General features: G+C 70.7%; 3 protein-coding genes. All 3 read right to left on the bottom strand.

What is annotated here, in order from left to right; genetic code table 11:
• Nucleotides 1–46: 46 nt before the first annotated feature.
• A complete protein-coding gene (locus tag G3580_RS17775; protein WP_173767772.1) occupies nucleotides 47–1375 on the bottom strand; it encodes a hemolysin family protein in 1329 nt (442 codons plus the stop codon).
• A gap of 126 nt (nucleotides 1376–1501) precedes the next feature.
• Nucleotides 1502–3172 (bottom strand): ShlB/FhaC/HecB family hemolysin secretion/activation protein, encoded by a 1671-nt coding sequence (locus G3580_RS17770; RefSeq protein WP_173767770.1) that lies wholly within the window; start codon nucleotides 3170–3172, stop codon nucleotides 1502–1504.
• A gap of 14 nt (nucleotides 3173–3186) precedes the next feature.
• The gene (locus G3580_RS20305; RefSeq protein ID WP_173767769.1) at nucleotides 3187–19041 is read right to left on the bottom strand and encodes a leukotoxin LktA family filamentous adhesin; all 15855 of its coding nucleotides are present in this window, start codon (nucleotides 19039–19041) and stop codon (nucleotides 3187–3189) included.
• Nucleotides 19042–19137: the final 96 nt, after the last annotated feature.

Genomic DNA, 19137 nt, shown 5'->3' with positions numbered 1-19137 from the left:
GCCACATCGGCGATGACGTCCGGGCAAGGCCGTTCCCGGCGGGCGCTCAGGGGGCGGACGCGTCGGCCGGACGGGGCGCGGCGGGATCGGGGGTGGCGGTCGCGAGAACCTGATCGACGCGGTTCTTGTCCACATCCACCACCTCGAATTCCCACCCGTCCCAGGCGAAGCGCTCGGCCTTCTTGGGGATGTGGCCGAGCAGGGCGAGCACGAAGCCGCCCACCGTGTGGTAGTTGCCCAGGGCCTCGTCGGGCACGGTGCGGACGCCGAGCTTCTCCTTCATCTCGTCGAGCGGCAGCAGGCCGTCGAGCAACCAGGAGCCATCGGGGCGGCGCACCGCCAGCGCCTCGTCCGGATCGGCGGCCGTGGGGCTCATGTCGCCGACCACGGTCTCGAGCAGGTCGTCGAGGGTGACGATGCCCTCGGTCTGGCCGAACTCGTTGACCACGAAGGCGAAGGTGGTGCGATGGGTGCGGAAGCTGGCCAGCAGGTCGATGAGGGTGAGCACGCTGGGCACATACAGCGGCGGGATCATGGGGGTCTCGGCGAAGTCGATCTCGCCGGCCAGGGCGGCCTGGAGCAGGGTGCGGCTCTCGGCCACGCCCACCGCGTTCTGTACCCCGCCCTTGCAGATCGGGAAACGCGAGTAGGGCGCCTCGCGCAGCAGCGTGAGGTTGCGTTCGCGCGGCTGCTGCAGGTCGATGAAGACCACGTCGGCCGCCGGCGTCATCACCGCGCCGACGCGGCGGTCCTCGAGGCGGAACACGTTGCCCAGCAGATGGCTCTCCTCGGGGCGGATGGCGCCGGCGCGCTCGGACTCGTCCACGTAGGCGAGGATGTCCTCCACCCCGGTCACCGCCGGTGCCGAGCGCAGCGGCAGCAGGCGCAGCACCACGTCGGAGAGCCAGGACAGGAAGTGGATGGCCGGCGACAGCAGGCGGATGAACCATTGCATCAGCGGCGCGGCGCGCACCGCCACCTGTTCCGGATAGGCGATGGCGATGCGTTTGGGCACGATCTCGCCGAACACGATGGACAGGGCGGTGACGATGGCGATGGTCAGCGCCAGGGAGATCTCGTCGCCATAGGCGGCGAGCGGGGGCGCGGCTTGCACCACCGCCTGTTCGAGCGCGGCCTTCATCGCCGATTCGCCGAAGATGCCGGCCATCAGCGCGGCGGCGGTGATGCCGGTCTGGGTGGCGGCGAGGAAGCGGCTGGGGTGGTCCTTGATGGCCAGCGCCGTGGCCGCGCGCGCCTCGCCGCCTTCGAGCATCAGCTGCAGGCGCGCCTTGCGCGCCGAGGCCAGCGCCATCTCGGTGAGCGAGAACAGGCTCGAGACGGCGATCAGAAAGATGAGGATCCAGAACGCATCCATGGGGGGGCTTCCGCAAGCGCGCCGCGCCGGCACCGCCCGGTCATGCCGACCGGGCGGGCGACGTGCGCCGTGGCGGAAACATACCACGCCGGCGGGGCGAACCCGGCGGCGCGTCGTCTACAGACGCTAGTACAACGCGATATTGATCGAGGCGTGCAGACGCGGGCGCCGGTCGTGCAGCTCCGCCGGGTTGCCGCGCAGGGGCTGGCCGATGACGAGACGGCCGGTGACGCGCTCGGAGAAGTCGAACAGCACCCCGGCGCCGACGCTGGTCAGGTAGTCGTCGTGAGTGCTTTCCTTGAGGTCGCCGGGCCGGTAGGGCAGCGCGCCGCCATGGTCGATGAAGACGATGCCGGTGAGGTTGGGCGCGCCGGGCTCGGCGGCCTGGTACTCCTCCAGGGTGCGGCCGATGCGCAGTTCGGCGGACATGAAGTAGCCGTTGCGCCCCGACAGCAGGCCCTCGGAGAAGCCGCGCACGGTGTAGGCGCCGCCGATCTGGAACAGCTCGCTGGCGGGCAGGAAGCGGGTGTCGGAGAACTGCAGCCCGCCGCGGGTGAGCAGCTGGAAGCGTTCGCTGAGGCGATCGAAGCGGGTGGCGCTGCCGCGGTAGTACCAGAAGCCCTGGTCGCCGCCGAAGGCGCCGCTGATGCCGAAGGCCAGGGCGTTGTCCACATACCAGGCGCTCGAATCGGTCTGGCGCTCGCCCGACAGGCCCAGGGTGAGCACGCGCAGGTTGAGCGCCTCCTGGGTGAAGCCGCCGAACTCGCTGGACGACTCGCGCGCCGAAAAGCGCCCGTAGGCGGTCCACATGCGCTCGAGGCTCACCTGCAGCGGGTAGCTCAGGCCCACGGTGTAGTCGCTGGAGCTGCCGGTGATGCCGAGCGGATCGAAGGGGCCGTCGATGATCTTGATGTTGCCCTTGCTGGCGGACATCTCGAGGCGCAGGTCGTTGCGGGTGACAGGGATGGAATACGACAGGGCGTAGCTCTCCGAGCCCTCGGTGCGGGTGGCGACGAACTGCAGCAGGTCGCTGCGCCCGGCCAGGTTGGCGGCACGGGCGTTCACCCCGGCGCGGGCCTCGCCCACGGTGTCGCGGCCGGCATTGTCGAAGAACAGCGACACCCGGGCCCGCTGCGGCTCGGCGGCGGTCACGTCCACGTCGGTGGTGCCGAACTGCTTGCCGGCCACCACCGCGGCGCGCAGCTTGCTCTCGTGCAGGCGGTTGTAGCGCACCAGCGAGGCCTCCAGCGCCGGCACCGACAGCAGCTCGCCGGCTTCCAGCTCGATGCGCTGGCGCACGAAGGCCGGGTCGAGCGCCTCGGTGCCCTTGATGTGCACCTCGCCCACCCGGGCCTCGATGAGGCGGATGCGCACCAGCCCGTCCTTGATGGTCTGCGGCGGCAGGATGGCGCGCGCGGTGGCCTGCCCCGCCTTGGCGTAGAGCGCGTTGATGGCCGCGACCGCCTGCTGCAGTTCGGCCAGCGTCACCGTGCGCCCTTCCAGTGGCGTGATGATGGCGTCGATGTCGGCCGGGTCGAGCAGCTGTGATTTGTCGATGAGGATCTGCTGGACCTCGATCTTCATCGCCTTGGCCGCCGGCTCGGCCGGGCCGCCGGCGGGTACCTCGATCTGCGGTGCGGCCGGGGGCGTGAGCACGCGTTTTTCCTGCGACTTGCGCTGCTCTTCCTGCTGCTGCTGTTGCTGGATGGCGCCCGGCGACACGTTGGCGCCCTGGGCCAGGGCCAGCGGGCTGGCGAGCGCCAGGGCGAGGGCGGCGATGCGGTGCTTGGAAGGCATGGAGGATTCCTGTCTCATTCGTCGGCGCAGGCGTTGGGGTCGTCGCCCTGCTGGCATTCGAAGATGGCCGGATCGACGAACACCAGATCCCCGGCGCCGGAGGCGTAGGCCTCCACGTTGGCGGCGGCGACGCGGTTGCTCTTGTCGTTTCTGGACTGGTGCTCGAGCGCGTTGAGCTGGCCGCGGCTGCGCAGGTCGGCGACGCCGCCCGGGTTGCTGAACACCACCTTCTTCGGATTCTTGGTGAGGATGTAGGCGCCGATCAGGGCGGTGTCGGGGGTGACGACCATGTCGTACTTGCCGCTGAGGGTGAAGGCGCGCACGTCGAAGCCGGGCTGGAAGCGGCGGTCGTGATGATCGACGCGGATCGCGAAGCTCGGCGTGTAGACCTTGGCCCAGTCGCCCAGGTGGCCGTCGCCGATGGTGAACAGCGGGGTGGTCGCGGTGGTGGTGCTGGTGTCGGCATAGAGCTGGCCGACGGTGACCGAGTCGGTGCTCGTGAGCGCGAGCACCGCGTCGCTGGCCTGGGTGCCGCCCACGCCGGTGGCGTTCACCAGGAGCGGGTCGCCCAGGGCGAGCGGCCGGGCCGCCACGTCCATGGTGTCGGCCTCCAGGTCGAGCTCGGCGGTGCGTACCTGCAGCGGCGCCTCGGTGCCGATGCCCTGCGGCGCGGTGACGAAGGCGGAACTCGTGGCGACGATGTCCGGCGCGCTGCCGGCGCTGCCGACCACGTTGCCGGTGCCGTCGCCGCCAGCGGCGATGGTGGCGGTGTCGGTGGTGATCGTGCCGCCGCTGAAGCGCACATCGTTGCCGGCGGCGATATCCACGGCCAGCGGGGCATTGACGCCGCCCTGCACCTCCACGTCGGTGCCGCCGAGCGCGCGCACTTCGGTGCCGGCGTCCACCTGATGCAGGATCAGCGGCAGCAGCGCACTGCGCACATACACGCCGGTGCCGGCGCGGGCGGTGAGCCAGCCGGTGTCGTCGGTGTCGGTGGCCAGGCGCGGGCCGAGGCCGATGTCGAGGAAGTCGCTGCCGAGGCCGATGCTGCCGCCGGCGAGCATGTCGAGCGAGGCGGCGCGGATGTTGATGTCGTCGGTCGAGAACGCATCGAGGATGGAACCCGGCGCGGCCAGGGTGACGCCGCTGCGCGAGTAGATGGTGTCCACCGCCAGGTCGTTGCCCAGCTGGGTGATGAAGATGTCGCCATCGGCGCGGGCGACGAGCGGCGCGCTGTCGTCGAGCATCACCTGCACCGGCGTGCTCGCGGTGCCGATGCCGCCCTTGGCCGATTCGAGGATCAGGCTGCCCGCCGAGAACGACGGCAGGCCCGGCCCGGCGCCGTGGGTGATGTCGCCCACCGCCTTGAGACGGGCTTCGCCGGTGGCGAGGATGGCGCCCACGTTCACCGAGCTCTCGGAGGCGAGGAACACGTCGCCGCTCACCGCCTGGCCGCTGGCGTCGGTGGCCCACAGGCTGCCGTCGGCGGCGACCACCACCGGCTTGCGCTGGGCGACCGTGGCCACGCCGCTGCTGCTGATGGACAGGTCGCTGCGTTCGGCCGCGGCCAGCGCCACCTTGTCGTCGTCGGAGATGTTGCCGGGGTTCTGGGTCAGGTCGATGTGGCGTACCTGGCCGGTCTCGCCGACGCCCTTGTCGGCCAGCAGGGTGACCGTGTGGCCGGCGATGTTCGGGTCCTTGATCACCGGGTTGGTGTCGGTGGTCTCCTTGAGCAGACCCGGCGACAGGGCGATGCCCAGCTCATGCTCGGTCCACGACGAACCCTTGAGGATGGCGTCCTGTTCGCCCTGGGTGGCCGCGTAGGCGAAGCCGTCCTGGTAGCCGGTGGGGATGAGGTTGTCGTAGGCCGGGCTCACGTACAGCTTCTGGTGCAGGGCGTGGTACTCGGCGGTTTTGTCGGCGGTGTAGCCGAGCACCACGGCGTCGATCTCGGCCGGCGTCTTGCCCTGGCGGGCGAGGTCGTCGCGCAGCGCCTGCTCCTGCGTGGTCGAGAGGGTGACCTGGAAGTTGGGATCGTAGCTGCCCGGGTCGGCCTGCTGGTTGCGGATGTTCCAGTAGTTGCGGTAGTCCTGCGTGGCGCCGGTCTCGAAGGCGGCCAGCGCGGCGGCCTGCTTGTCGGCGTTGGCCTGGGTGTTCTCCAGCAGCGCCAGTTGCTCCCACAGGGTGAGCAGCTCGTTGTAGGTGCGCTGGTCCACCTGCTCGAAGGGGTTGTTGTCGATGATCCGGCCCGGGGTGCGCACCTGCACGTCGCCGGTGGCCGAGGCGATGCTGGAGACCAGCAGGTCGGCCTCGGGGTTGCCGCTCCAGGCCAGGCTGTCGAGGAAGATGTCGCCGCGGGCGCTGGCGCTCACGCCGTAGCCGCCGCGCTGGGTGAGCGTGTCGGTATAGCCGGCGTTGAGGCGGATCGGCGCGGCCGCCGAGCCGATGGCACCGTTGTCGGACACCAGCTCGATCTTGTTGCCGGTGACGCTCGACAGCGGTCCGGCCATGACCAGGTTGCCGTCGGCAGCCAGCAACACCTGGCCGAGTCCGGCGTTGGCGTTACCGCCAGCGAACACGTTGCCGATGATCATGTCGCCATTGGCCTGGCGCAGGGCGAGGTTGCCTTCGGCCACGGCGGCGTTGAGCGTGCCGCCGTTGAGGTCGATGTTGACCGGTACGCCATTGGCTCCCGTGGTGCCGATGCTGTGCGAGGCGGCCATGGCGATGGTGTCGCCGGTGACCAGCGCGGTGTCGCTGCCTTGCAGAATCGACTGCCCGGCCTTCACCAGCGCGGCGTTGGCGCCTTGCGCGGAAGCGGCGCCCGGATTCACCCCGGCGGTGATCTCGGTGGTGCCGCTGCGGTTGCTGATGGTGCCGCCGAGGATGACATTGCTCTTGGAGTTGATGGCCACCAGCCCGGTGTCGTAGCCGGAGAATTCGACCGCGATCGGGTAGTCGGCCTTGAGCGAGTACTTGGTGATCGTGGTGGTGCTGGTCGCCTGGGTCCACTTGGAGTGGTAGTCCTGCGCGATGCAGATGGTCCACCAGTTGCAGTCGGTCCATTCCTTGGTCTTGGTCCAGGTGTCCGAGGTGGTCTTGGTGGAGCTGTTGGTCTTCAGGGGCGTGCCGGCGAGGCTGGTGTTGCGCTCCAGGTAGGTGCCGTCGTCGAGGCGGCGGGTGCCGGTGGTGTAGGGGCCGCTCTTCGATTCCACATGGCCGCTCGGCTTGGTGCGCAGCTGCGAGATGCCGAGGAACTGGGTGCCGGAGAACTCCCAGTAGGTCTTGGTGGATTTGTCGGTGGCGGTGGTCCACACGTAGCGCAGGCCCGACTGCGGGTTGTAGGCGGTGTTGCGCCCGTCGGTGGCGGCCAGGTCGGCGCCCGTGTAGTGGTAGTTGGCGTCGAAGGTGTTGCCCACCCAGCGCCCGGTGCGATCGACCATCACGGTGCCGTTCTCGCGGGTGAGCACGGTGTGGATGCTGTCCACGCTGCCGTCGCTGGTGCTCACCTGCTGGATGTCGGTGATGTCGATGACGCCCTTGATGCCGCGCCCGGAGCCGTCGGCGTCGATGCCGGTGCTCAGGTTGCCGACCACCACCGCGCGGTCGGTCGGGTTGGTCACCTTGATCTGGCCGAAGCCGTCGAGCACCTTGAGGCGCGCGGCGTTGCCGGCGGTGTTGAGGATCTGCCCGTAGAGCTGGATGTAGCCGCCCTTGACCGCCTCGCCGTCGAGCACGAACTGACCGCCGCTGACCGACGGATCGTAGCTGGCGCCGATGTTGCCGTAGGCGGAGATGAGCGGGTAGAGGCCGCCGAAGGCGCTGGTGCGCTGGGCCCAGCCGGCGGAGTTCATGTCGGCGTCGGCGAAGGTGGTGCTCGCCTCGATGCGTTCGAGCTTGGCGTTGTAGGTCACGGTGCCGCCCGAGGGGGTGGTCAGCGTGGTGTACTGCGGCCCGGTGTGGTTCTTGTAGGCCACCGTGAGCGCGTCGAGGGCGGACTGGTTGAGCCCGAACAGGCTGGCCGGGCCGGTGAGCACCGGGGTGCTCGGCAGGGTCAGGTTCCACTGCTCGATGCCGCTTTGCACCAGGCCGTTGATGTTGAGGAAGCGGGCGCTGATGAACACGCTGCCGTTGGCGATGATGCCGTTGCCCGCGGGGGTGCTGGTCTGGCCGCCCTGGACGTTGGCCGCCGGGTCGCCGGAGGTGTGGTAGAAGCCGTCCACGAAGCTCTGCACGAAGTCGCCGTTGTCGGCCTTCACGTCCACCTGGGCGGCGCGGATGTCGCCATCCACGTAGATGCTGCCGGCCTGGCTGTAGACACGCACGCTGCCCAGTGGGTTGTCCACGTCGCCCTCGAGCTGGATGTCGGGCGAGGGCGCGGGCAGGTTGGCGTTCTTGGCGCTGTTCGGGTCGTAGTTGCTGATCACCTCGATCTGCGGCAGGCCGGCGTTGTTGTTGTGCTTGGTGTCGAGGGTGAGCGTCGGCGCCGGCGCACTGGTGTTGATGCGGCCGATCTCGTGGTTGTCGTTGATGAGGAAGCCGTTCAGGCGCACCTCGCCGCCGCTGTCGCTGTCCACCGTGAGCTTGCCCAGCACCAGGAAGTCGGGCGTGTTGTTCACGATGCTGATCTTGGCGTCGCCCGGGGCGAGCAGGCTGCCGCTGCCGATCAGGTTGTCGGCGGTGACGTCGATGTTGCCCAGCTTCACGGTGATGTCGTTCACATGGACGAAGTCGGCGATCGGGCCGTTGGCGGGCACGTCCGACAGGCCCGGCAGCTGCGCTTCGAGGGTGGCCAGATTGCCGTTGGCGCTGCTCAGATCGGTCTCGAAGCCCTGCACCGAGGTGTTGTTGCCGTCCACCGAGGTGTTGGCCGAGGCGATCGAGGTCTCGGCGCTGCCGATGCTGCCGGCCAGGCTGCCCACGTCGCTGCGCAGGCCGGTGTTGGTGTTCTGCAGGCTCACCACCGTGGTCACCTTGCTGCTGTCGCCGCTGCCGGCGAAGCGGCTGCGCAGCGTGGTCTGCAGGCTGTTGATGGTGGTGTAGGTGGTGTTGAGGCTGCCGCTCTTCTGGTCGAGCTGGGCGTTCCGGGTGGCGATGCCGTCGAGCAGGCCGGCGAGCACGTCCAGCTCGGCACTGGCCGCGGCGCGGTCGGTGTCGTTGGCCGCGCGCAGGGCGTCGATCTGGGTCTGCGAGCCGCCGTTGGCCAGCAGGGTGTCGATCTGGGTCTGGCGCCCGGCGATGTTGCCCAGCAGGGTGTTCACCTTGGTGTTGCTGGTGTTCAGCGCGCTCTGGTCGGAGGCCAGCTGGCCCTGCAGGGTGTTGATGTCGTTGCGCAGGCTGGCCGCCGAGGCCCGCAGGGTGTTCATCTGCTGGTAGTCCGCATCGCTCGCGGAGAAGTTGCCCATCGAGGCGAGCGTGCTGGTGATGCTGCTGTTGTTGGTGTTGAGGCTGTCCGCCTTCGACACCAGGGTGCCGGCGTCGGTGCCGATGCCCGACTGGCTCAGCAGCACCCCGTCCACGGTCACGTTGGCGGTGCCGGTGGAGCCGATGATACTGGTGTTGAGGTCGTCGATCTGCGCCTGGACCAGGTCGATCTCGTCCTGCTTGCGCTCCTTCGGACTGGGGTTGTTCCAGTTGCCGGTGTTGAAGTTGGTGCCGTTCGGGTCCCCCGAAGCCAGGCCCAGTTCCACCAGCTTGAACTGCAGGAACTTGATCTCCGATTCGTAGGCCGCCACCGCCACCGGATCGGCGGCGTACTGCTCCATCAGGCTGCGCAGCTTGTCGATGCGCGCCTGGATGGCCGCCGCGATGCCCACCGCCGGGTCGATGGTGTAGCTCACCCCGTCGCTGGCGGTGGCCTTGAGGCGCCACAGCACCAGGCCGGAGCTCGGGTCCTGCACCGGGCTGGTGACCACGTTGCCGTTCTGGTCCACCAGCTCGTAGTCGAGGGTGAGCGACTCGAAACGGTGGATGCCCGCCAGCGCCGTGCCCTGGATGCTGGCGGTGGAGGTGCCGCCGATCACGTCGTCGCCGCCGGTGATGTCGAAGGACACGTCGTCGCCGCCGAAGGCGTTGCTGATGCCGCTGACGATGGTCGAGCCGGCCTCGCGGTAGATGTCCTTGCCGATGCCCACGTGATAGGCGCGCAGGTCGCCGCGGTCGGCCGCCAGCGAGATGTTGCCGGCCGCGTCGATGCGGGCGCCGCCGTCGAGGTTGAAGCGGGCGTTGCTGATGAGGGTGGAGACCGGGTCCGGATCGGAGTTGATCGGGAACGCGGTCTTGTTCCACAGGCGCACTTCCGAATCGGCTTCCACGTCGCTGCGGGTGCCGTCGCTGGCCTGGCCGGCGCCCAGATGCACCTCGCCCTGGTCGGCGAGCAGCTGCGCGCCGCTGGCCACGGTGGTGGTGTGGTCGCCGATCCAGGTCGAGCGGGCGCTGCCCGAGGGCGCGCCGGCCAGCCCGTAGGTGTCGGACGAGGCGCGGGTGTCCAGATCGACGGCGCTGCGCGAGCCGGCGTCGATGTCGCCCAGGTCGCTGGTGACGTCGGCATTGGCGCCGAAGTCCACCCGCGCGTCGGTGGTGGCGATGAAGCTCACCTCGGTCTTGGCGATGGCCACCGCGCCGCCCGAATCGAGCTTGACCTTGTCGTGGCCGATGATGTCGTTGAAGGCGTCCATGGTGAACAGGCCTTCGCCCACCGAGGGCATCATCACATGCACCCTGGCGCCCTGGCCGAGCAGCGCCCGAGTGTCGAGGTTGACCACGCTCTGGCTGCTGCCCGCGGCGGCGTTGAGCGCGCCGCCCGAGCCGGACTGGATGTTCCAGGCGGCGGTGTCCGGGTTGGCCGCCGCGTCGCCCGCCGGGGTGCTCTGGCCCCACCACAGCTTGTAGGCGCGGTTGTTGGCGTCCACGTCGACCACGTTGGCGTTCACGCGCGCGTTGTCGCCGAGGCTGGCGATCACGGTGCTGTCGACCGTGTGCCGGGCCTTCGAGCCGCTGGCGCCCACCGCCGAGGCGGACACGCTGTCCACCTTGCCGTTGAAGGTGCTGGTGTGGTCGGCCTGGAGGGTGAATTGGGCGGCGTTGAGGGTGTGCGCCGGATCGCCGCTGCCCACGCTGGCGCGGGTGTCGGCGGTGCTGCGGGTGCCCACGCTGGCGGCCGAGCCGGCGATCAGGCCGCCGCTGCCCGAGCGGGCGCTGGCGACGTTGTTGTCGCGGCTGGTGGCGCTCACGTCGAGCAGGCCGGTGAGGCCGCCGTTGCTCGCCACTTCGACGCCGTTGCCGAGCACGGCGGTGGTGGTGGTGTCCGAGTTGGCGTGGGCGATGGTGGCGCCGGCGGCGAGCAGGCCGGCCACCGACAGGCCGGTCACGTCGGTGCGCTGGGCGCTGTCGTTGTCGGCCTTGACCGCCACCGTGCTGGCGACCGTGAGCTCCGAGTCGTCGCCGATGCTGGCGCTCACCTGGGCGGCGTTGTTGGTTTCGGCATAGGTGGCGTTGACGCCGGCGAGCACGCCGCCGGCGGCGCCGCGGGCGTAGGCGTAGGTCGAATCGCCGTTCCTGTCCTGGGTGGCGCTGACCGAGACGCGGTCGGCGCGGATGATGGCGCTGCTGCCGATCGCCGCGGTGATCTGCGGTGCCGTGTCGGCGGTGGCCACCGAGGCGCCGATGCCGACACCGCCGGCCACGTTCACGCCGAGCGCGTTGGCGGTGGCCTTGGGCGTGGCGGTGGCGCTCACCTCCACGCCGGTGGCGACGGTGATCTGCGCATGGGTGCCGAGGGTGGCGCTCACGCTCGGGTCGACGCTGGCGGTGGCCACCGAGCCGCTGGCGGCCAGACCGATGCCGGCCTTGCCGGCGATGGTGTGCGCATCGGCGCTGGTGTCGGCGTCGGCGGTGACGCTCAGGCTGTCCGCGCTGGCAACCGACTGGCCGAGCTGCAGGTCGTTGCCGACCGCGGCGGTGGTGGCGCCGCCGACCTCGGCGGTGGCCACCGAGGCGCCCACGGCCGCGCCACCGGCCACGCTCACGCCCACCGCTTCGCTGTGGGCGCTGCGTTGGTCGCTGGCGTCGACCGACACGGCGCCGGCGCCGGTGAGCCGGACCCCGTCGCCGAGGGCGGCGCGGGTGGTGCTGTCGTCGTGCACGACGGCGACCGCCGCATCCACCGCGAGGCCGCCGTAGGAGCCGGCGAAGCCGGTCAGGTCGCTCACGGTGACGGTGTGGGCGCTGACCGACAGCGGGCCGGTGCTGTCGAGGGTGGCCTGCGCGGCCACGTCGGCGGCGGTGCCGGCGTTGATCGACAGGACGCCCACCCCGGCGCCGAGGCCGACGGCGCCGACCGAGGCGCCACCGGCGAGCAGCTTGGCGTCGATGTCCTGGCGCGCGTCGATGTCGATCGCGCCGCCGGCGGTGACCGTGGCGTCGCCGATGGTGGCGGTGGTGCCGGCGGTGCTGGCGCTGGCCAGGTCGGTGGAGATGCTCACCGCGCCGCGCGCGGTCTGGCTGCGGGTGCCGGCATCGCGGATGCGGGCATCGCTGGAGCCGGACAGCAGCTGGTTCACGCTGCCGTCGCTGGCCTGGTCGTCGGCATAGCTGTTCACGTCGGCGAAGTCGCCACCGTCGGACTTGAGGCGGTCGCGCCCTTCGCTGTCGAGCCCGCTGCCGACCGAATACACCGACACGCCGCCGGCGATGGCGCCGAGGCCGCCGGCCGCGCTGACCGTGACCGAGTCGACGTCGGCGCCGGCGAGTGCATTGACGTCTACATCGCGGCGGGCATCGACGGCGGCGTTGTCGTCGATGAGGGCGGTGGTGTCGTTGCGCACGCTGCCCACATCCACGCCGCCGGCCGCGCCGACCGCGCCGAGGGCGAGCGAGCCGGTGTAAGCATCGACCTTCACATGGTTTTTCGCGCTGACGTTCACATCCTGGGTGGCGCTGGCGTTGCTCACGCCCTGGTTGACGAGCGCGCCACTGCCGATGACCGCGGTGGTGTCCGACGCGATGCTGGACACGGTCACCGCGCCGGAGACCCCGGCATAGAAGCCACCGGCACCGCTGGCGGCGACCGAGAACACGTCTTCGGAGGAGGTAGCCTCGACCATCAGCCCGGTGATCGGGTCGCGGTCGGTGAGGTCGTTGCCGGACAGCGCCTGCATGAAGCCGGTGTTGTTGCCGCGGGCATTGACCGTGGCGCCGACGCCGACGCCGGCGGTGGTGTCCTTCTCGATGCGGGTGACGCCCACCGCGCCGCCCACGCCGGCGGCGCCGAAGCCGGCGGCGAGGGTGCCGTCGATCACGTCGGTCTCGGTGTCGTCATGGGCGGCGATGCGCACGTTGCCGTCGGCGTCGACCACCGAGCCGGTGCCGGTGGTGGCGCGGGTTTCATCGGTGATCGACAGCACCGAGGTGGAGCCGGCCACGCCCACCGTGCCGCCGATGCCCAGGCCGGCGGCGATGGACAGCACCTCTTCCCTGGCCTGGGCGAGCACCGACACGTCCTTGTTGGCGCGCAGGTGGGCCGAGTCGCCGACGCGGGCGACGGTGGTGTGATGGGCGGCGAGCACGTCGGCGCCGGCGCCGATGCCCACCGCGCCCGCGCCCGAGGCGGAGCCGGCGATGCCCATCTGGTAGTGGTCGTTGCCGGCCGCGACGAGGATGGACTGGCCGGCGCCCGCGCCGCCGTTGTTCTGGTTGATGTCGGCGTTGTCGCCGATCTCGGCGGTGGTGTGCGTGGTGAGCACGTTCACGTCGCCGGCCAGGGTGATGGCGGCGGAGCCGGCCACCGAGCCGGTGGCCGAGATGGTTTCGATGTCGTCCTGGTTGGTGGCGGTCACCGCCAGGCCCTGGAAGCCGCTGGCGGTGCCGCGGGTGCCGGTGCGCTGGCCGCTGAGGGCGGCGCTGTCGCTGCCGTCGGGGTTGCTCGCCGCCGGGGCGCTGATCTCGCCCTCGTCGGTGCTGTTGGCGGTGTAGGTGGTGTCGAAGCTGCCGTCGGCCACGGTGAGCCCGGCCGCGTTGCCGAGGGCATCGACCGTGGCGCCGTCGCCCACGCGGGCGGTGGTGGTCTTGTCGACGATGGCCACCGCCGCCGAGGCGCCCACCCCGGCGCTGCCGCCGAAGGCGCCGTTGCCGGCGATCAGGTCCATCTCGTTGGCGTCGTCGGCGCTCACCACCACGTTGCCGTCGCTGTGCACCGTCGCCGCGTCGGCGATTTCGGCCAGGGTGTCGATGCCGAGGGTGTAGACCGAGGCCGAGCCGGCCACGCCGGCCGAACCGCCGGCGGCCAGCGAGGCGGCCACCGAGGTGATGTCCTCGCGGTCGCGCGCGTCCACGGTGACCGTGTCCTTGGCGTTCACCCCGGCGCCGGTGTCGATGCGCGCGGTGGTGGCCTTGTCGATCACGCCCACGTCGGCGCCGGCACCCACCCCGGCGCGGCCGCCGAAGGCCACCGCCCCGGCGACGCCGAGCAGGGTGGTCTCGTCGCTGGCGCGCACGGTCACGTCCTGGCCGGCGGCGCCGTCGTCGTTGGGGTTGATCCGGGCGTTCGCGCCGACGCTGGCGGTGGTGGTCTCGTCCATCACGGTGACCGTCGCCGAGCCGGCCACGCCCACCGAGCCGGCGCCGGAGCCGCCGGCGGCGATGGTCTGGATGGCCTCGAAGGAGGTGGCGGTGGCCGCCACGCCGGTGCCGGCGACCGATTCGGGATCGCCGTTGCCGTCCCGGGTGCCGGTGGCCACGTCCATGGTGCCGTGCCTGCCGCGCCCGGTGGCGGTGCCGTCGATGCGCGCCGCGACCGTGTTGTCGGTGATCAGCGTGGAGTTGGAGACGCCGATGGCCGCCTGGCCGCCGCCGGCCACGTTGCCGGCGAGGCTGAACAGGACCACGTCGTCCGCCGCTGCGACCTGCAGGTTGCCGTCGGCGCTGGCGGTGCTGCCGGCGTCGATGTGCGCGCTGACCGTGTTGCCGGTCTCGACCACCGAGCCCGAGCCGGCGATGCCGACCTTGTTGGCCACGCCGCCGCCGGCGCCGATGGCCTCGATATGGGTGGTGGACCCGGCGTCCACGACCACCGAACCGGCGCTCGAGTCGACATCGGTGTTGTCGGTCAGGCCGGCGTCCACCGTGTTGTTCACCTCGTTCCAGGCGAAGGCGACGCCCACGCCGGCGCCGTTGGTGGACCCGGCCAGCGCACCGGCGAGGCCGAAGATGCGCGAGCTGTCGGTGCTGGTGAGCATGACGCCGTTGACCGCGTCGATGCCGTCGCCGGCGTGCTGGCCGGCGATCCAGCTGCGGGTGGCGTTGTCGATGGTGTTGATGGTCACCGCGCCGGCGCCGGCCATCTGGCCCTTGCTGGCGCCGATGGCGGCGGAGATGGTGTCGATGCTGTTGTCGGTCAGCGCGCTGACGGTGACCAGGTCGCTGGCGTCCACGTCGCTGTCGGCGATCCAGCTCTCGGTTTCGTTGTGCAGATGGTTCCAGCCGAAGGACAGGCCGACGCCGGCCTTGCCGCCGAAGGCCACGGCGCCGGCGATGGCGCGGATGGCCGAATCGTCGCTGGCCGACAGGGTCACCGAGCCCACGCCGGTGAGCATCACCCGGCTCAGGTAGGCGCGGGTGCGGTTGTCGATGTCGTTGATGGACACCGAGCCGGCCACGCCGAGCTTGCCCTTGGTGCCGGCCACCGAGGCCGACAGGGTCTCGATGAAGCCGGTGGTTTTGGCGTCGGCGGTGACGTCGCCGCTCACGCTGAGGGTGGCGTCGTCCACGTAGGCGTCGGTGGTGCCGGCGAGGCTGTTCTGCGCGTAGGAGCCGGCCAGGCCGTTGCCGCTTTGCTGGGTGGAGATGGTGACCGCGCCGGACAGGGCCGACAGGGCCAGGGTGTTGGTGGCGTTCAGGGCCACGTCGTCGGCCTGGGTCACCTGGACGCCGTCGCTGATGTGGGCGGAGGTGTCGGCGCTGATGTCGTTGAGCGACACGTCGGCCGAGACCGCGACGCCGAACTTGCCCTTGCCGGCCTTGTTGGCACCGGCCTTGCTGCCGCCATCCTGGGTGTCGCTGGCGCCGGCGGGCATGTCGGTCTGCGCGGAGCTCGAGGTGGCCAGGGCGCCGGCCACCGAGTAGGCCCCCTGGGAGATGTCGGACAGCGCGGTGAGGTTCACATGGCTCGAGGTGCTCACATGACCCAGCGCGGGGACCAGATCGAGCCCGAGCGGATCGAAGTTGCCGATGTAGGCGTCCACCGTGGAGTGGATGGTATTGACCGACACCGAGAAGCCGATGCCCACCTGGCCCTTGGTGGCGACCACGCCGCCGGCCACGGAGATGTTCTTCAGCGTGCCCTCGGCGTCCACGCTCACGTCGCCGCCGGCCTCGACCGTCGCGTCGTCGTCGATGGCGGCCAGCGAGGTGTTGGTCAGGGTGTTGACCGAGACCGCGCCTTCCACGCCCACGGCGTCCGACTGGCCGCCGGCTTCGGCCACGGCGACCAGGCGCTGGGTGTTGTTGGCATCCACGTCCACCGTGGTGGCGCTGTTGACCTCGGCGTCGCCACGGATGGTGGCGGAGGCCTGGGTGTCGATGGACAGCAGGCCGGCCGAGCCGCCCAGCGCGGCCTTGCCGCCGCTGGTGCCGAGGAATTTCTTCGACAGGATGCCGACCGCGCCGGTGATGCTCACGTCGTTGGCGGCGCTGACCTTCACCGACTGCGCCGCCAGGCCGGGGATGGCCTTGTAGCGGGTGTTGATCTTCGCGCCTTCGTCGATGTAGGCGTCGGCGGTGTTGGCCAGGTCGTAGATGTTGACGCCCACCGCCAGGCCGATGCCGCTCTTGCCCTTGGCGGAGTTGATCGAATAGGTGGACAGGAACATGTCGAGCACGCCGCCCTGGAGGAAGTTGAGGATTTCCTCCGGGTCGTGCCAGTTGATCTGCCAGGGGTAGGGCACGAGCGTGTGGGCATCGACGAGCAGCGCGCCCTTGGCGTCCACGGTGGCGCCCTGGCCGATGAAGGCGGTCGCGGTGTTGGCGAAGTGGCCGCGCGAGACCGCGCCGCCGATGGCGGTGCCGGTGGAGCTGGTCTTGGAGCCGGCGCTGGAGCTCGGCTGGTCCTTGATGCTGGCGAGCACCGAGATGCCGCCGCTGGCGGTCACATCGGCCAGCGGCGCGATCGAGGCGGTGGCGGTGTTGGCCGCCTCGGCCCAGCCGACCGCGCCGGCGGCGTTGAACTTGCCTTCCTTGATGCCCGGGAACAGGAAGCTGGTGAGGCGGTCGGCGGTGGTCGGGTTGATCTTGCCGGTGGCGCCGAGGATGCTGCCCACCACGTTGCGCTGGATGCCGGCCTTGAAGTTGGTGATCTTGGCCGACAGGGTGTTCGGATTGCCCAGGGTGGCGGCGTTGGCGGAGGTGTTCTCCTCCACGTCGGCCTGGGCGTTCACGTCCACGTCGCCCGACAGGGCTTTGGCGGTGCCGCCCAGGGTGGCGGTGGTGTCCGACTGGATGTTGCTGATGGCCACCGCGAGCCCGACGCCGCTGCCGCCGGTGTTCTTGGCGTCGGCAGTGGCGATGACGCGGCCGTCGGTGGTGGCGTGCACGCCGATGCTGCCGCCGGTGGTCTCGGTGTCGTCGCCCACCGTGGCCTCGGTGGTCATGGTGGTGTCGGCATGGACGAAGACCGCGTCGATGGGCTTGTTGATGGAGTTGACCGAGGCGGTCACCTCCACCTCGGTGTCGGTGCTCGCGTTCACCGACAGGGCGTGGGTGGCGACGATCTGGCTGGTGCCGACCACGCGGGTGCGCGCCTCGGCGGTGGACTCGCCCCAGGCGGCGGAGAACAGGAACGGGCTGCTGAAGCCCGGCTTGGCGGCCGAGGTGGCGTTCGAATCGATGGTGACGGTGTCGGCGCCGGTGATCCGGGTGGCGTCGTCCACCGTGGTGTGGGCGATGGCGGTGGACAGGGAGACCAGCGGCACCGAGTTGAAGTCGAACAGGGTGTCGTCCAGGGTCTGGATGGTCGAGCCGTTCGGATCGGGCAGCCAGCTCTGGTCGAGCAGCTGGGTGGCGGTGCCGAGGATGGTGTAGACCAGCGAGGTGCTGGCGTTCGAGCCGATGTTCACGGTGAGGCCGCGGATGTCGCTGGCCATGCCGTTGTAGTCGCCCACCGTGGTGGTGGCGGTGGCGGTCTTCTCGAAGCCGGAGCGCGCGCCGGCCTCGCTGGTGATGGTCACCTTGCCGCTGCCGTGAATGGTGCTGCCGAGCACCTCGGTGGTGGCGGTGGCCGAGGTGGTGACGGTGAGGAAGGCGCCGCCGACGCCGTCGACCGGATCGTCGAGCTCGTTGTCGAGCCAGGCCTGGGCGTCGGCCACCGTGGTGCCCGGGGCATTTTCGAGCAGCTCGGTGAGCCCCGAGGTCTCGGCTCGCGAGCGGATCAGGATGTCCTTGCCGGTAATGGTGGCGCCGGTGATCGAGACGCTGGCGTCGGCGCTGCGGTTGGCGCCGATGGCGTCCAGCTCGCGCCCCTCGACGGTCACATCGCCGCCGCTGTGGCCGTTGTCGCCGTGGGCGAGCAGGCGGCTGCCCTGTTGCAGTTCGACCTGGCGGGCGCGCACCGTGAGGTCGCCCGAATCGCCCTGCGAGGCGGCGGTCAGGTGATCGTCGGTGGCCGGGTTGGCCACGTCACGCGTGGAGATCGTGACGTTGCTGTGCACGGTGATGCTGTCGTCGGCGATCAGCGCCAGGTCGGCGCCGTCGGTGAGGCGGTCGGCGGTCACGTCGATGTGGCTCGGGTCGATGAGGATCGCGCCGCGCTGGCCATCGACCGCGCCGGCCTTGAGCGCGCCGCCCTCGAGGCGCACGGTGTCGGCGGCGGAGAATTCGATGTAGCCGCCGTCGCCCGACACCTCGCCGCCGCGGGCGGACACCTCGCCGCCGTCGGCGAGGGTGGCGGTGTTCTCGGCGTAGATACGGATGTCGCCGCCGTTGGAGCCGGCGCCGTGGCCGTCGGCCGCCACCCGGCCGCCGTCGGCCACGGTAATGTCGCCGCCGGCCTCGATGCGGATGCGCCCGGCCGCTTCGCCCGAGACGCCATCGGCACGCACCTCGCCGGCCACGTTCACCGCGTCGGCGGCGACGATGCGCACGGTGTCGCCGTCCTGGAGCAGCCGGGCGCCCTCTTCGAGGCCGTCGATGTTCACCAGCGCGCCGAAACCGCTGCGCGTGGCCGCGCCGGCCTCGATGCGCGCACCGGCGTCGATGTTGACCGTGGCCGCCGCCAGCTGCGCGGCGCGGGCGGCGCGGATGGTGCCCTTGACCGTGATCAGCCCGGTGGGCGAGAGCGGGATCTCGCCCGACAGGGCCTGGTTCACCGCCGCGTCGTCGATGACCCCGCCGGGGCCGACGAGGCGGTCCATGAAGGCCGGGGTCGGGGTGGCCACGGTGAGGCTGCCGACGTTGATCTGCCCCTGCGCGCCGACCACCATCCCGTGCGGGTTGAAGAAGAAGACGTTGCCGCCGATCTGGCCGTTCTTGTAGGCGTTCATCACGCCGTTGATGACGCTGCGTTCGTTGCGCACCAGGTTGAGCAGATTGGCCGCCTGCGCCGGCAGGTGGAGATTGACCGTCTGCCCGGCGCCGATGTTGAAGCGCGAGAAGGAGTTGAACGCGTTCTGCCCCTTGACCGTCGCCGTGGTGATGTCGGTGACCGCGCCGGCCTGGGTCAGCGTCGTCTGGGTGCGCCCGTCGGTGACGATGCCCGGCTGCGCGGCCATGGCGGCGGGCGCGGCCAGCAGCATCCAGCTGGCGAAGGCGTTGAGGAAGGCGCAGCGGCGCAGCACGCACAGGTACTGGCGGCGCAGATAGGCTTGGGCCGAATAGCTCACGGTGTCTCTCCCGGGGTCGGGAGCGCCGCCGGCGCGCGGCCGGGTACGACGCGATGTTCAGTGATCAGGCGGTTGCGCGCTCAGGTATTCGCACGT

The sequence above is a fragment of the Nitrogeniibacter mangrovi genome, from assembly GCF_010983895.1.
GTDB lineage: Bacteria > Pseudomonadota > Gammaproteobacteria > Burkholderiales > Rhodocyclaceae > Nitrogeniibacter > Nitrogeniibacter mangrovi.
This window is presented reverse-complemented; position numbering and strand designations above follow the sequence as displayed.